14 protein-coding genes are annotated in these 16,011 nt (G+C 51.8%); all 14 read left to right on the top strand.

What is annotated here, in order from left to right; translation table 11 throughout:
- Positions 1-65: 65 nt before the first annotated feature.
- The 14 genes from ACONT6_RS03500 (at position 66) to ACONT6_RS03565 (ending at position 16,002) form a co-directional block, all read left to right on the top strand.
- Positions 66-1,217 carry an O-antigen ligase family protein gene (locus ACONT6_RS03500; RefSeq protein WP_428820436.1) on the top strand — a complete coding sequence of 384 codons (1,152 nt, stop codon included), beginning with the start codon at positions 66-68 and terminating at the stop codon, positions 1,215-1,217.
- Positions 1,218-1,249: 32 nt separating this feature from the next.
- Positions 1,250-1,864, top strand: coding sequence for a sulfotransferase family 2 domain-containing protein (locus ACONT6_RS03505; RefSeq protein ID WP_428820437.1), 615 nt, complete (start codon positions 1,250-1,252; stop codon positions 1,862-1,864).
- A gap of 26 nt (positions 1,865-1,890) precedes the next feature.
- A complete protein-coding gene (locus tag ACONT6_RS03510; RefSeq protein ID WP_428820438.1) occupies positions 1,891-2,988 on the top strand; it encodes a glycosyltransferase family 4 protein in 1,098 nt (365 codons plus the stop codon).
- Positions 2,989-3,484: 496 nt separating this feature from the next.
- Positions 3,485-4,768 carry a WcaI family glycosyltransferase gene (locus tag ACONT6_RS03515; protein WP_428820439.1) on the top strand — a complete coding sequence of 428 codons (1,284 nt, stop codon included), beginning with the start codon at positions 3,485-3,487 and terminating at the stop codon, positions 4,766-4,768.
- Positions 4,758-5,900: a GDP-mannose 4,6-dehydratase gene (gene gmd, locus ACONT6_RS03520; RefSeq protein WP_428820440.1), complete on the top strand. Its 1,143-nt coding sequence runs from the start codon at positions 4,758-4,760 to the stop codon at positions 5,898-5,900. The genes ACONT6_RS03515 and gmd overlap by 11 nt, the downstream gene beginning before the upstream one ends.
- Positions 5,901-5,908: 8 nt before the next feature.
- Positions 5,909-6,877: a GDP-L-fucose synthase gene (gene fcl / locus ACONT6_RS03525; RefSeq protein ID WP_428820441.1), complete on the top strand. Its 969-nt coding sequence runs from the start codon at positions 5,909-5,911 to the stop codon at positions 6,875-6,877.
- Positions 6,870-7,352: a GDP-mannose mannosyl hydrolase gene (locus tag ACONT6_RS03530; protein WP_428820442.1), complete on the top strand. Its 483-nt coding sequence runs from the start codon at positions 6,870-6,872 to the stop codon at positions 7,350-7,352. Before fcl ends, ACONT6_RS03530 begins: the two co-directional genes overlap by 8 nt.
- A 36-nt stretch (positions 7,353-7,388) precedes the next feature.
- Entirely contained in the window at positions 7,389-8,804 is a 1,416-nt protein-coding gene (locus ACONT6_RS03535; RefSeq protein WP_428820443.1) for a mannose-1-phosphate guanylyltransferase/mannose-6-phosphate isomerase, read from the top strand.
- A 143-nt stretch (positions 8,805-8,947) separates the two neighbouring features.
- Positions 8,948-9,319, top strand: coding sequence for a hypothetical protein (locus ACONT6_RS03540; protein WP_428820444.1), 372 nt, complete (start codon positions 8,948-8,950; stop codon positions 9,317-9,319).
- Between the two features lie 237 nt (positions 9,320-9,556).
- Positions 9,557-10,981 carry an undecaprenyl-phosphate glucose phosphotransferase gene (locus tag ACONT6_RS03545; protein ID WP_428820445.1) on the top strand — a complete coding sequence of 475 codons (1,425 nt, stop codon included), beginning with the start codon at positions 9,557-9,559 and terminating at the stop codon, positions 10,979-10,981.
- Positions 10,982-11,189: 208 nt separating this feature from the next.
- Complete coding sequence (locus ACONT6_RS03550; protein ID WP_428820446.1) at positions 11,190-12,389, top strand: outer membrane beta-barrel protein; 1,200 nt, start codon at positions 11,190-11,192, stop codon at positions 12,387-12,389.
- A 36-nt stretch (positions 12,390-12,425) separates the two neighbouring features.
- Positions 12,426-12,989, top strand: a complete 564-nt coding sequence (locus ACONT6_RS03555; RefSeq protein ID WP_428820447.1) for a polysaccharide biosynthesis/export family protein — start codon at positions 12,426-12,428, stop codon at positions 12,987-12,989.
- Between the two features lie 11 nt (positions 12,990-13,000).
- A complete protein-coding gene (locus tag ACONT6_RS03560; protein WP_428820448.1) occupies positions 13,001-15,280 on the top strand; it encodes a GumC family protein in 2,280 nt (759 codons plus the stop codon).
- A complete protein-coding gene (locus ACONT6_RS03565; protein ID WP_428820449.1) occupies positions 15,277-16,002 on the top strand; it encodes a tyrosine-protein phosphatase in 726 nt (241 codons plus the stop codon). Before ACONT6_RS03560 ends, ACONT6_RS03565 begins: the two co-directional genes overlap by 4 nt.
- Positions 16,003-16,011 lie beyond the last annotated feature (9 nt).

Below are 16,011 nucleotides of genomic sequence, written 5' to 3' on the forward strand. Positions count from 1 at the left end.
TACTGTTAAGTTTTGACACTCGATCATTAGTTGTATATGGCTTAGTTTTAATGCAGGTTAGTGTGTTGACCGAAGCAGTTGGGGGCATGTGGGGGAAATATTTATTATTGGCAGCGGGTGCGCTAACTATATTTTTTGCTGCGCTATACACTTTGCTTAGATTGGGGATTACTAAACAATTTACCCGAATCATGATGATTTCCGTAATAGTGATTTTTCCGCTAGAGACGATTATATTTTTCCGGCAACCTGCACTTGAGTCGTTGAGCATGATTGCCTTTCGCGTTGCGTGTTATCTACTAGCAATTCTAGGTTTCTATTTTGGCAGGATTTCATTTCGGCAGTCTAGAGTTTCTGAATGTATTTATGACTTCCTGATTCCGCTTACTGTAACTTTGGGTAGTCTTTTGTATTTCAAATCACTTGCTAGTGTAGCGCATTATGCAAGGGGAAGAATTACTGTTGGTGATGATATATCCTCGGTGGGGTTGTCTTTTAGCTTGTGTTTGTTGGGTGTAATTTGTTTTAGTCAAGCCGTAACCAGAGTGAGGGTGGCAGCTAGAGTGCTTAACATATTTGCGGCTATAGCAGTTTTACCCCCGGTAATTGTTAGCGCAAGTAGAGGGGGGTTGGCCGCATATTTCTTGACTTCATTGTTGGTGCTTGTGGTACAAGTGTACTCGGATAGAAAAAATTTTAGAAAACTGCTTGTATATGCTTTATTAGGTTTGGTGTCAGTTTTCGTGATGAGCTATGTTTTGGCTCAAAACGCTCTCATTAAGGAGCAGTTTGTAAACTTAGTCGATCGCTTCCTTAGGGTGTCCGACGGAGATGATCAGTCGACAAATGCAAGGTCGATTATTGTTTCATATTACTTTGAACACTTCTGGGACTTTGTGTTTCTTGGATTTCCTGGGTATGCAGGCCCTTACCCTCACAATCTACTTCTTGACTTCTTTGTTAGGTTTGGGTTGTACGGCCTGTTGCTGGTGGTTTTTATTTACCTAAGATCATTTTTAGTTATCTTTCGCTTTAAAAACGTTATTCGTGAGCCAGTTTTAGTTCTGATCTCGTCAGTAACTATTTTTAGTTTTTTGAATGCGCAGATGTCAATGACTGCAGAATTTCTGCGTTTTTATTGGTTTTGTTTGGCTTATGTTACTTCTCATTTCTTACTAAAGTATCGTTCGCCGAGTGTCATCAGTTCAGATGTATAATTCTTAAAAAATTTTAATCTTTTGGGGGCGGAATGCTAGTTTCTAGTGAAAAGAAATTTTTGTTTTATCATGTGTATAAAGTTGCAGGGACGAGCATAAGAGAAGCTTTAAGGCCTTACTGTTCTTTTAAGCAGATCGCCTTTCAAAACTTTTTTTATGGTCTGTCCACCATGGGGGTTAGACCCGCTATATCACCTTTGTATCAGTTTCACCCGAAGCTAAGTGACGTGCGAAATTCTCTTGGTGATCTATTCTACGAATACTATCGGTTCACATTTGTAAGACATCCTCTGGATTGGCAGAAGTCGCTGTATTTTTTTATGAAGAAAAATCCTCGACATCATCAGCACAAGTTGATCTCCACGATGAGTTTCGACGAATACTTGAATTGGAGGGTTGACAATGAATGTAATCTCATGAGCGACCTAATTTCTGACTCAACTGGCGAAATATTAGTGGATGATATATATAAATTTGAAGTGATTGATCGCGAGTTTGAGTCTCTATCGAAAAAGATCGGATTGTGTACGAAGCTGCCTCACAAAAATGTCGCTGGAATGGGGCGGTCTGTAGACTTAAAGGAATCCACATATTTGAAATTTCGTGAAGCTTTCAGTCAAGACTTTAATAGTTTTGGGTATGAGTAGCGGTAGCATAATTTTTGAGGTGGATTATGACTAATAAATTAACTGAGTCTTCTTTGAAATACCTGCTTGTTCAGACGGCAATAGGGGACTATCGCCAAAAAGTAATGGATGAGCTAGTGGCCCGGTTGGGTAGTGATCTGTTTGTGCTGGTAGGAAATGAATATTTTGAGGAGAGTACCAAAACTCGGGTTTCCCTTCCTGATAATATGAGCGTGATAAGTAATGTATTTCTAATTTCTCGGAAATTTCTTTTTCAGCCTAGCGCCATTGTGCCATCTATTAAGGCAAAAAAATTGATCATGGAGTTAAATCCGAGAATTATTAGTGTTTGGTTCGTTTTGATCGCTCGAATTTTACTATTGAGGCGTACAGTACTTTGGGGGCATGCTTGGCCACGTGGCGGAAAGAATAAGCGTTCAGATGTTGTGCGAGGTTTAATGAGGCAGCTTGCCTCCCACGTTCTTGTGTATACGGATACGCAGAAGTGCGAGCTTAAGGAGAAGATGCCCCGGAAGAGTATTTCCAGTGCTCCTAATTCTATTTTTTCTAGTGCAGATATGTGGGTCCCTGATAGAACACGTGATAAGTTCATTTATGTCGGCCGTTTGGTCTCCGCTAAAAAGCCTCGCCTAATGATTCGAGCATATAGGGAAGCGTTAGAAATTCGCGAGCTAGGCGACTTGATAGTGATCGGAGACGGGCCGGAAAGAAAGCGTTGCGAAAGCCTAGCTGCCGAATTGGGAATAGAAGATAGGGTTAAATTCTTAGGGCATGAGGCTGATGTTAACAGGCTAAGGGAGTTATACGCGGAGTCTGTTGCAAGTCTTTCCCCTGGGTATGTAGGTTTATCCATAACTCAGAGCTTTTCTTTCGGCACTCCGATGATAATTTCTGATGATGAGCCTCATGCGCCGGAAATTGAAGCAGCATCCAAAAACGTTAATTGTTTATTTTTTGAGGCTGATTCTCTGGAAGACTTGGCTAGAAAAATGGTGGCCTTTTGGGATGGGAGGTCAGACTGGAGCCGTAAGTCGTCGTCAATTATTGAGAACTGTAAGGAGCGGTATTCCGCCGAAGTTATGGCGGAAAGGATTTTGGAGGCATTCGATACATGCAAGCCTTAAGTCCAGATGTTCCCAGGTCGCCAATTTATTCAAATTTAAGGTGGCTGCTCCGGGTAAGTCGATACTGGCGACAAAAAATTTTTCTTAGAAAGAAACTTAAGGTCGGTGAGAATGTTTCTTTTGGTCCTCGGGCTCGCTTGATGGTTCCGCAGTGTTTAGAGATTGAGAGAAACTTTAGCTGCGGTGCAAATTTTTTCGTGCAGACAAATTTGTATGTGGGTAGCGATTGTCTAGTGTCGTCTGATGTCTCTTGCGTGGGGCATGATCATACGCTTGATAACCCAAATATGACTGCATACTGGAGTGGTCGCGCCGCGCCTTCGAGCATTGTTTTGGAGGGTAATAATTTTATTGGCTACAGGGCCACAATAGTCGGTTCTGTGAGAATTGGTGAGGGTGCCATTGTAGCTGCAGGTGCCGTTGTAGTCAGGGATGTTGAACCATTTTCAGTTGTGGCTGGTGTTCCTGCTAGACATGTAAAGTACAGGTTCGACTGATGAAGCTAATTATATATAGTTCCAATTTTTTTCCGGAACTTACTGGTATTGGAAAATATAATAGTGAGTTGGCTTCTGAGATCATAGAGCGTGGCTCGCAAGTGTGCGTAATTACTGCGCCCCCCTATTATCCGGAGTGGATGCGTCATAAAGGTTATTCAAATACATGGGAAAAATCAATTGATCGAGGAATAGAGGTTTATCGTTGCCCATTATTCGTTCCTAAGAAAGTCACTACATTGAATCGTATTTTGCATTTGGTGAGTTTTGCATTTTCATCTGCACTCAGGTTAATCACTTTGGTCAGGCTGAGCCCTTCTGTAATATTTGTCGTTCAGCCAACTCTATTTTGTGCTCCAGCTGCGCTGTTTTATGGTTGGTTAGTGCGAGCGAAAACAGTTATGCATATTCAGGATTACGAAGTCGACGCAATGTTTGGACTTAAAACCTCAGGTGAGTCTGGCGTAAGCGCGGTCAAACGGAATCGGTTGCAGAAACTGGTAAGTGCAGTTGAAGCTTGGTTTTTGCGCCGCTTCGATATGGTGACTACCATTTCGAACAGTATGCTGGAGCGTGCGGCGCAGAAAGGAGTTTCGCAGGTACGGTTACGGCTTTTCCCAAACTGGAGCGATACGGAATTCGTAACCCCTGAAGTGGACGGCTCCGAGATCCGTCGTGCCTGGGGTTACAGTGAACAAGACATGGTTGTGCTCTATTCCGGGAATATTGGCCAAAAGCAGGGTTTGGAGATTGTGTTGGAGGCGGCGAAAGCAATGGAGAGTCGCCCTAATGTTAAATTCCTGTTAATCGGCACCGGAGCGTTTGCTGGTGAGCTTCAGCAAGCAGCTAAGGATAAAGGGCTAGCCAATATTGAGTTTAAGCCTCTCCAGCCCTGGGAAGATGTCCCCAAGATCCTGGCAATGGCCGATGTACACCTGGTTGTTCAAAAAGTAGGCGCTGCAGACGCCGTGCTCCCTTCCAAGCTCACCAATATCCTCTCTGCAGGTGGTCATGCGCTGGTAACTGCGGAAAAAAATACAGAACTTGGTAAAATCGCCGAGGATCATCCGGGGATATATGAGCTGGTGGAACCTGAGAATACGGCAGCGTTTATTCAGGGGCTTGAGAGGTGTCTTGAAAAAGACACAACGCAGCCAAATAGAGTCGCGCGTAATTACGCGTGTGAATATTTAAATAAAGACAGAATTATTGATCGCTTCGTGGCAGATTTGCAGGAGCTGGTAGGTTCTAAAGAAAATAAGGGTTTTAAAAATGAGTGCTAATGCAGTAGCCGCTAATGGTAAAGTGGCCCTAATTACTGGTATCACTGGTCAAGATGGTTCCTACCTTGCAGAGTTTCTGCTGGAGAAAGGTTATGAAGTCCACGGCATCAAGCGTCGTGCTTCTTCCTTTAATACCGACCGTATTGACCATATTTACCAGGACCCGCACGAGGCCAACCCGCGTATCAAACTGCACTACGGGGATCTGACCGATACCTCCAACCTGACGCGTATCCTGCGAGAAGTACAGCCAGATGAAGTGTATAACCTCGGTGCGCAGAGCCACGTTGCGGTTTCTTTTGAGTCTCCGGAGTACACCGCAGACGTCGATGCCATGGGCACGCTGCGTCTGCTCGAGGCTATCCGCTTCCTGGGCCTGGAAAAGAAGACCCGTTTTTATCAGGCGTCTACTTCTGAGCTGTACGGTTTGGTACAGGAAATTCCCCAGAAGGAAACCACGCCTTTCCACCCGCGTTCACCTTACGCGGTGGCCAAGATGTACGCCTACTGGATTACCGTTAACTACCGTGAGTCCTACGGTATGTACGCTTGTAACGGCATCCTGTTTAACCACGAATCCCCCCGCCGCGGTGAGACCTTCGTAACCCGCAAAATTACCCGCGGTCTGGCGAATATTGCCCAGGGCCTGGAGAAGTGCCTGTATATGGGCAATATGGATGCGCTGCGGGATTGGGGCCACGCTAAAGACTACGTGCGCATGCAGTGGATGATGCTGCAGCAGGAGCAGGCTGAAGATTTCGTGATTGCCACCGGCAAGCAGATCTCTGTGCGCGAGTTTATCCGCTTGAGCGCGGAAGAGCTGGGTATCAAGCTGGCATTTACCGGCAAGGGCGAGGCCGAGATCGCTACCGTGGTTGAGGTTGAGGGTGACAAGGCGCCCGGTATCAGCGTGGGTGACGTGATTGTCAAAGTCGACCCGCGTTACTTCCGCCCCGCAGAAGTGGAAACCCTGCTGGGGGATCCCACCAAGGCGAAAGAGAAGCTGGGCTGGGTTCCGGAGATCACTGTGGAAGAAATGTGCTCCGAGATGGTGGCGCACGATCTGGATCAGGCCAAGCGCCATGCGCTGCTGAAGGAGCATGGTTTTGATATCAGCGTGGCGGTGGAGTGATAGCCGGTATGTCTGATAAGAAAAGAGTATTTGTCGCCGGGCACCGCGGGATGGTGGGTTCGGCGATCGTGCGTCAGCTACAGAACGACCCGGCCATCGAGCTCGTATTGCGTACCCGTGCCGAGCTGGATCTGGTAAGCCAGCAGGCGGTTGCGGACTTTTTCGCCAGCGAGAATATCGACCAGGTGTATCTCGCCGCGGCCAAGGTGGGCGGTATTGTGGCAAACAATACTTACCCTGCAGATTTCATTTATGAAAATCTGATGATTGAAAGCAACATCATCCATGCTGCGCATACCGCCGGTGTCCAGGAGCTGTTGTTCCTTGGCTCCTCCTGTATTTACCCGAAGTTTGCTGAGCAGCCGATGAGCGAATCCGCGCTGCTGACCGGGGTATTGGAGCCGACCAACGAGCCCTACGCGATCGCGAAAATTGCCGGTATCAAGCTGTGCGAATCCTACAACCGCCAGTACGATCGGGATTACCGCAGCGTGATGCCCACCAACCTGTACGGTGAGAATGACAACTTCCACCCGCAGAATTCCCACGTGATCCCGGCGCTGATGCGTCGCTTCCACGAGGCGAAGCTGGCAGGCGATACCGAGGTAGTCGTTTGGGGCAGTGGCAAGCCGATGCGCGAGTTCCTGCATGTAGATGATATGGCGGCGGCCAGTGTGCATGTGATGAACCTGCCGAAGGACAAGTACCTGGCCTGTACCGAGCCGATGCTGTCCCATATCAATGTGGGCACCGGTGAGGACTGCACCATTCGTGAACTCGCGGAAACCATGGCCAAGGTGGTTGGTTTTGAAGGCAATATCGCCTTTGATGCGACCAAGCCGGATGGCACCCCGCGCAAGTTGATGAACGTGGGGCGCCTGGCAGACCTGGGCTGGCGCTACTCCGTCAGCCTCGAGCAGGGGCTGACCTCTACTTACCAGTGGTTCCTTGAGCATCAGGCGGATTTCCGTGGCTGATGCCAATATGGCAAAGAAATTGCCTCAGGAAACCTTTAAAACCGTGGTGTCGTCGACACCACTGGTTTCTATTGATTTGCTGGTGCGCAACGCCAGCGGTGAAGTGTTACTCGGTGAGCGGCTGAACCGTCCGGCTCAAGGGTTCTGGTTTGTGCCCGGTGGGCGCATTGTCAAAGACGAGCCGCTCGCCCGGGCTTTCCTGCGCTTGACCGAAGAAGAGCTCGGCGTTGCCGTTCCCATGACCCAAGCTGAGTTTCTGGGGCCGTACGAGCACTTTTACACTGATAATTTTTCAGGGGAAGACTTCTCCACGCACTATGTGGTGCTGGGTTATGCCGTTGAGCTGGATCTCGATCTCGCTGCGCTACCCAATCAGCAGCACGGCCGCTACCGCTGGTGGCAGGTCGATGAGCTGCTTGCCAGCCCTGAAGTACATAAGCATTCCAAGTGGTATCTCGATGCAAATGCAAACTGACAACAACTTTAATGTACTCACAAAGGAATGATGAGCATGATTTTACCTGTGATTATGGCCGGGGGTTCAGGAACCCGCCTTTGGCCGCTTTCAAGAAAGCTGTTCCCGAAGCAGTTCCTGCCCCTGACCGACGAAGCCAGCATGCTGCAGAACACCTGCGCACGCCTGGAGGGTATTGAATCCCAACCGCCGTTGTTGATTTGTGGGGATGACCACCGCTTTATTGTTGCTGAGCAATTGCGTGAAGCTGGCGAGAGCCACAGTGGCATTCTGCTGGAACCGGCGGGCCGTAACACTGCCCCCGCGGTGGCGCTTGCGGCGCTGCGCGCGACGGCTGGCGGCAAGGAAGACCCGCTGTTGCTGGTGTTAGCGGCAGACCACGTGATCAAAGATGTGGCGTCGTTCCAAGCGGCGGTTCACGCTGCGGTGCCACAGGCCGAGGCAGGCAAGCTGGTGACGTTCGGCATCGTACCCACCGCACCGGAAACCGGTTACGGTTATATCCGCAAAGCTGACGCCGTGGATGCCTCAGAAAGCGCCTTTGGCGTCGAGCAGTTTGTGGAAAAGCCGGATCTCGATACCGCAGCAGAATATGTGCGCAGTGGTGATTTCTACTGGAACAGTGGTTTGTTCCTGTTCCGCGCAAGCCGCTACCTCGAAGAGTTGGCCAAATTTCGTCCGGGCATTCTGGCTGCATGTGAGCAGGCTTTGCAGGGTGCATCCTTTGATGTGGACTTTGTGCGCCCGGCTAGCGAAGCCTTTCTGGCTTGTGCCGATGAATCTATTGACTACGCCGTGATGGAGCACACCCGCGATGCGGTAGTGGTGCCCATGGATTGTGGCTGGAGTGACGTGGGTTCCTGGTCTGCCCTGTGGGAAGTCTCCGAGAAAGATGCCCACGGCAACTCGGCCAAAGGCGATGTGATCCTTCAGGATAGCCGCAACTGTTTTGTGCAGAGCGATAGCAAGCTGATCGCCACCGTGGGCCTGGATGATGTGGTCGTGGTTGAGAGTGATGATGCCATTCTGGTAGCCGCTAAAGACCGCGTGCAGGATATTAAAAAGGTAGTGGAACGCCTGAAGGCGGAAAACCGCTCCGAGGCGCTGCTGCACCGCAAGGTCTATCGCCCCTGGGGTTATTACGATTCTGTGGATTATGGTGAGCGTTTCCAGGTGAAGCGTATTGTGGTTAACCCCGGTGCGCAGCTGAGCCTGCAGATGCATCACCACCGTGCAGAGCACTGGATTGTGGTTTCCGGCACAGCCAATGTGACTTGTGGAGAAAAAGAATTTCTGGTGACCGAAAACCAGAGTACTTACATTCCACTGGGTGAAGTGCATCGCCTAGAAAACCCCGGCACTATCCCTCTGGAGCTGATTGAAGTACAGTCCGGCTCCTATTTGGGTGAGGATGATATCGTCCGCCTCGAAGACCGGTACGCGCGTGCATAGTTAATGACTCGGTAATTTTTACCAGCCTGATTGTTGTCCTTTTCTGGGCCTAAATATTGCAACATTTAAGCGCTAACCTCGGTGTTCAGCACCGGGGTTTTACTATTTGGGCCCATAAGGGCTATTGGGTAGGGTGAGGTCTTGTGAGTAACATACGCGCTTTGCACGTAGTCGCGCGATTTTTATTCGTGTTGGTATTTTTTACCGCGCTTTTTGCGGGCATGAAGTCAAAGCCTGTGCCTCAGGTGGTACCCCATTTCGATTTGATGTTGCATTGCGGTGTATTCGCGGTGTTGGCCGGCCTTTGGGTTTTTTCAGTTTCTGCCCGATGGTGGTTGTTGGGGCTGCTGGGATTGCTGCTGTTTGGTGCGGGTCTGGAGTTGTGGCAGGGCTGGGTAATGCCTGCGCGCACCGCGTCGCTTATCGACATGGGGGCCAATGCCACGGGCGTATTCGTGGGTGGAATACTCGCGATGGTGTTGGCCCGCTTCTTGCGTCAAAAAATATGCGTTTAAATTATTCTTGTTGGTCGTTATTTGACCTTTGGTTGTAAGTTATTTGTTTTGTTTCGCGTCAAATATATGACGCATGTCACATTTGTGGCATGATCCTGCTCCATAAATAGAGGCCCGAGTTTGGGTCCATTTGGGGCTGGTGGTGCATTGCAGGCACTGCCTTTGCTGGCCGAGGATTGGCTGGCTCTGGGAGAGTTTATGGATCGATCTCGCGGTGCGAGATCACGGAGGGGATTCATGGGGGAAGGAAGAGTGAAGCAGGGATGGATCCGCAGCCACCAGTCTGGTCTGGCTGCACTGTACCGGTTACTGGATGGATTACTGATCCTCGGTACGCTGATTGTCAGTTGTAATCTTTTGGGTGTTACCGTCAGCAAAGACTGGGTAATTGCAGGTCTTGTGGCCGCAGTTAGCTTTGCGTTCGTGGCGGAATCCCTCAACCTCTACCGCTCCTGGCGGGGCGATAGCTACCTGCATATGTTCAGTATTACCGCGCTTTCCTGGATCGCGGTGTGTGTGCTGTTGATACTCGTGGGCTATTTCACCAAGACCGCGGAAAGTTTCTCTCGCTTGGCGGCCGGTACCTGGTTTTTCACCACCCTGACCTTATTAAGTGCCTGGCGCTATGGCTTCCGATTGGTGCTGTTCTATCTGCGATTGCAGGGGTTTAACTCCCGCACCGCGGTAGTGATCGGCACTACGGATTCCGGTAAGCGCCTGGCGGCGGATATCAATGGCGAGCCGCAGCTGGGTATTCGGGTAAGCGGTTTTTATCGGGTACCCGGGGCGGAAAGTGATGAGCAAGCCTGGTCGCAAAATGACCGCGAGCGAATCCTTGGAGACCTGGAGCAGGCGGTGGCTGCGGCAAAGGCTGGCGAGCTGGATCTTGTATATATCGCACTGCCCATGCGCGAAGAGCTGCGTATTGCCGAAATTTTGCACGCTTTTGCCGATAGTACGGTGACGGTACATGTGGCGACCGATCTGTTTGTCAACAATCTCCTGCACGCGCGTTTCTACCAGGTAGGTAGTAGCAGCCTGTTGAGTGTGCACGATACCCCCATTGAGGGGATCAACAGCTGGCTCAAGCGTTTGGAGGACCTGGTGTTGTCTTCCGTTATCCTGTTGCTGATTTCTCCGCTCATGCTGGCTGTGGCAGCTGCGGTCAAGTTGACCTCGAAAGGGCCGGTGATCTTCAAGCAGCACCGCTACGGTCTGGATGGGCGCCCCATCAAGGTGTGGAAGTTTCGTTCCATGACGGTTCAGGATAACGGCGATAACGTAGTGCAGGCCAAGAAGAACGATGCCCGCATTACGCCCGTAGGCGCTTTCTTGCGCCGTACCTCCTTGGATGAATTGCCGCAGTTTATCAACGTATTGCAGGGCCGCATGAGCATTGTCGGCCCGCGTCCCCACGCGGTAGCCCATAACGAACAGTACCGCGCGTTGGTGAACGGCTACATGCTGCGGCACAAGGTCAAACCGGGTATTACCGGCTGGGCGCAGGTCAATGGCTGGCGGGGAGAGACCGATACTCTCGAGAAAATGAGCCGGCGCGTGGAGCACGATTTACAGTACATCCGCAATTGGTCTATCTGGTTGGATATCCGCATTGTATGGATGACTTTGTTCAAGGGATTTGTGGGCAGTAATGCCTACTGATTGCATGCTGTTACAAGCTGTGGAGCTTGTTGGCTAGCTGTGATAATGTGCGTCGCTTCTATGTGATGCGCGTCTCATTTTTGCTGGTTCGCCTCGGGGGTTGTACGAAAAAAGTACAAAAAAGGGCGGGCTAAGCATGTTAGGTCCGGCGAATGAATACGGACCTTTACTGATAAAACAAATTCAGGACCATTTTGGATAGGGAACAATGAATAAAAAACAATTGTCTGCTGTGATTTGCCTGGTGAGCACCCTGGGGGCCGCTGGTGCGCAGGCGCAGGTTGAAGCCGCCAGCGTAAAGCTGGGCAGCGGCATTGAGTTCACGCCTTCATTGAATATGGATTTCCAGCACGACGACAACGTCACCATGGCGGAGACTGATGAGATCGACAGCCCGGTCGCGGTCATTAACCCGAATTTCCTGTTATCTGCGGATAATGGTGTTTCTGCCTATAACCTGAATTATTCCCTGGTGCGTGGTGAGTACTTCGAGAGTGAAGAAGATAACTACACCGACCACTTTCTGTCCGGCGGCGCTGGTTGGGAGTTTAACGACCGTAACAAGCTGGAGCTCAAAGGCAGCCTGACCGATGGCCATGAGCCCCGAGGTACCGGTTTTTCCCAGGGTTCCGGCAACAATATTTCCGAGCCTGATCGATTCAAACGCAACGATATCAACGGTAAGTACACCTTCGGTGCGGAGAGTGCCAAGGGGCAGCTGTCCTTGTTGCTGGGTACAGATGACAAGGACTACGAAGGTGGTCTGCGTACCGCTGGCCGTGACCGCGGTACCGACTACGGCACCCTAGCCTTTAAATACAATTCCGGTAGCCGCACCAAGCTGCTGGCGGAAATCGACCGTCGCGACATTGGTTACGATTACGTGGCTGACGGTGCGGACACGCTGGATAGCTCGGAAATGCGCTATCAGGTGGGTGTAACCTGGGAAGGCACCGCCAAAACCACCGGTACCGTAAAAGTGGGCGGACGTACCAAAGAATTTGAAAGTGCTGCTCGCGAAGACTTCTCCGGTCCGAGCTGGGAAGTGGGCGTGCGCTGGACACCGAAAGAGTACAGCGCGTTTGACCTGAATACCGCGCGTCGCAGCAGCGAAACCGACGGCGTGGGGGACTTTATCGATACCACCAGCTACACCTTTGGCTGGAGCCACGAATGGGCAGATCGTCTGACCAGCCAGGCTACCTACGATTACTCAATCAATGACTACCAGGGTGAAGGCGTAGATCGTGAAGATGACGTCAGCTCTTTCGGACTGCAGCTGAACTATCAGATGCGCCGTTGGTTGGCGTTCAAGGCCGGTATCAACCTTTCGGATAAAGATTCCAACGTTGCTGGCTTTGCCTACGAGAAAAACGTGACCTTTGTGGGGCTGCAGGCTTCCCTGTAAATCCCGATTAACCAATAGACCGGACTACATATGGGTATGTTGAACGCTTTGCTGCAGCGCGGTTTCCGCGCTGCTTTTGTCATTTATGCTGCGCTGTTTGCGGTTACCGCGATTGCGCAGGGGCAGGAGAGCACCAGCGCCCACGATTATCAGTTGGGCTCTGGCGACAAGATCCTGATCAGCGTCTACGACGAAGCAGATCTCACCATGGAAACCATCCTTAGTGATAGTGGTTTGATCAACTACCCGTTTCTCGGCGAGCTGAAAGTATCAGGTCTCACCGTATCTGGCCTGGAGCGGATGGTCGTTGAGGGGCTGAAAGGGGATTACCTGGTAAACCCCAATGTGCACGTATCTATTCTCGAGTACCGCCCCTTCTTTATTAACGGCGAAGTGGAGAAGCCCGGTGGCTATCCCTTCCAGCCCGGCCTGACCATTGGCAAGGCGGCAGCACTGGCCGAGGGCTTTACCGAGCGCGCCTCGGAAAGCAAGATTTTCATTATTCGCGGGGACGATCCCGCGCAAACCAAGCGGAAGGCCGCACTGAATACCCTGCTGCGCCCCGGCGACATTGTGACTGTAGAGCAGAGCTTCTTCTGAGGTAGTAACCCATGAACGCGGAACAGAACGCGACTCCCCTGAATCATCAGGACCGTTTACTTCAGGAAGAAGTGATTGATCTGCGCCAGTACTGGCGCATTGTGGACCGTTTTAAGTGGCGCATTGCAGCGCTTTCCATTGCCGTAACCATGCTCACGGCAATCGTTGTGCTTTCCATGACGCCGCGTTATCAGGCCACTGCTACTCTGATGATCGAGGCCGAGCAGGCCAAGGCCCTGTCGATTGAAGAGGTGTACGGGCTGGACTCCAGCCGCAAGGAATACTTCCTTACCCAGTTCGAGATCCTCAAGTCAAAACGCATTGCCGAAGCGGTCGTGAAGAAACTGAACCTGACTACGCACCCGGAGTTTGACCCGGAACAGCAGGAAGCCGGTTTCAGCATTCGGAGTATGTTGCCGTTTTTGGCGAAGGAAACGCCGGTATTGACGCCCGAAGAGGCCGAAGCTCTCAAACTGCAACAAGTAACAGATGCCTTCGCCGGACGCCTGACAATTTCCCCTGTGCGTAATACGCAGCTGGTGAAGATCACTTTCGAGTCCGAGTCTCCCCAGCTGGCGGCAAAGGTTGCGAACACCGTGGCCGACGTTTATATCAATAGCCACCTGGAAGCCAAGTTGGAGATGACTCAGCAGGCCACCACGTGGCTGAATAGCCGGCTGGATGATCTTCGCCTGAAACTTGAGGCTTCCGAGTCCAAGCTGCAGGCTTTCCAGGAGCAGGAAGGTCTGGTGGATGTGGAGGGCGTAAGGGGCCTGGCTGCACAGGAACTCAACGAGATTACCGAGCAGCTGCTGACTGCGCGTAAAGAGCTCAAGCAGGCGGCGAGCATTCGCGAGCTGGTAAGTGCCAGCAATACCGATATTGTGGCATTGGCCAGTTTGCCGGAAGTGCTGAATCACAATGTAATCGCCAATGTTAAGCAGGCGGAAGTCGAGGCCTCTCGCAAGGTATCGGAATTGTCCCGTCGCTATGGTCCCAAGCATCCGAAGATGATCGCGGCCCAGGACCAGTTGGCCTCCGTGGAATCAAAGTTGCGCGATGAAGTTCGCCAGCTGGTGGCCGGTATCGAGAGTGAGTACCAGGCAGCGCTTTCTAACGAGCGTTCTCTGAGCCGTGAACTGAATGAGACCAAGGGCGAGTACCAGGTAATTTCCCGTAAGGAAAGCCGCTACTCGGAACTGAAGCGCGAAGCAGATGTAAACCGCCAGCTGTACAGTGCCTTTTTGACGCGCTTCCATGAGACCAATGAAACCTCTTCCTTTGAGGCCGCCAATGCTCGAGTAACGGATCCGGCCATCCCGCCGCGAGTGCCAGCTAAGCCCAACAAGAAGCTCATTGTTGCGCTGGCCATGGTAGTCAGTGCCATGCTCGGTGTAATGCTGGCGTTCCTGTTCGAGGCCCTGAACGATGGTGTGCGCAATCCGGATGACGTGGAAAACAAGCTGGCGCAGCGCATGATTGGCCTGCTGCCCTGGGTGGAACACGCAAAGGGACAGCGCTTGAGCCTGCGTACCTTCTTTGAGGCAAACCAGCACCAGTTTGCGGAGTCTGTGCGTACGCTGCGTACCAGCCTGGTGCTGTCGCATCTGGAGAAGCCGGCCAAAATCATTTCGGTAACTTCTTCCATTCCCGGTGAAGGTAAGACCACGGTTTCTGAAAACCTGGCCTTCTCTCTGGTACAGATGGAAAAGGTTCTGCTGATTGATGCGGATATGCGTCGTCCGTCTGTGGGTAAGGATTTCGGTCTGCCGGTATATCAGCCGGGCCTGTCTAACCTGATTGCTGGCAGCGCTTCTCTGGCGGAATGTATCCACCACGATGAAAAGAGTGGCCTGGATGTAATCCCTGCCGGTGCCGTGCCGCCGAACCCGCAAGAGCTGCTGGCCTCGCCGCGCTTTGAAAAAGCACTGCAGGTACTTGCTGACAAATACGACCGCATTATTCTGGATACCGCACCCGCCCAGGTAGTGAGTGATGCACTGGTGGTATCCCGCGTGGCGGATTCCATGCTGTATGTGGTGAAGTCAGATAGCACCCGCCAGAAAGTGATCAACGACGGTATCGGCCGACTGCTACAGGTTGGCGCGAAACTGGATGGTGTGGTGCTCAACCAGGTAGATACTTCGTCCAAGGCCAGTGGCTACGGTGAATACTACGGTTACTATGCCGGTCGCTATGGCTACGGCGCGGAGAATGCGGCGGTTGCCGCGGCGGCGCAGGCCAACACCGATAAGGTCAAGCAAGAAGCGCGGTCACTAGAGGTGGCATGATCGATCTCCATTGCCATATTTTGCCGGGCATCGATGACGGTGCCCGGGATCTCGACCAGTCCCTGGTGCTTGCCCGGGCAGCGGTTGCAGATGGCATTACCCACACGGTTGCCACCCCCCATATCCACACCGGCCGCTTTCCCAACAATCTTATTTCCATTACCCGGGCTTACCGCGAGCTATGTGCCGCGCTGAAGGCGGCATCCATTCCGCTGAAACTGGGTATGGCTGCGGAGATACGTCTTTCCGAAGAAATCCTGAATATGGTGCTGCTCAATCAGGTGCCGTATCTGGGCAAGTGGGAAGGTGAGAAAGTACTGCTGTTGGAATTACCGCACAGCCATATTCCACCGGGGACCGAGCAGCTGATCCGCTGGCTGCGCAAGCAGAAAGTGCGCCCGATGATCGCCCATCCCGAGCGCAATAAAGATGTGATCCGCGATTTCAACAAGGTGATGCCGCTGGTGCGGGAAGGATGCCTGTTCCAGGTAACGGCCGGTGCCGTGGCTGGCCATTTCGGTGAGCCCGCGCAGGAGCGCGCGATCCAGTTGCTGGAGCACGACCTGGTGACGATCCTTGCCACCGATGCTCACCACGAGGTGCGCCGCCCGCCGGTATTGAATCTCGGGCGCGAAGCTGCCGCCAAAGTCGTCGGCGAAGACAAAGCCTGGCGGTTGGTGTTGCAGAATCCCGGTAAAATAGCGGCTACCCACTTTTCCTAACTTAACCCG

This window comes from Microbulbifer sp. MCCC 1A16149 (genome assembly GCF_050368945.1).
Classification (GTDB): domain Bacteria; phylum Pseudomonadota; class Gammaproteobacteria; order Pseudomonadales; family Cellvibrionaceae; genus Microbulbifer.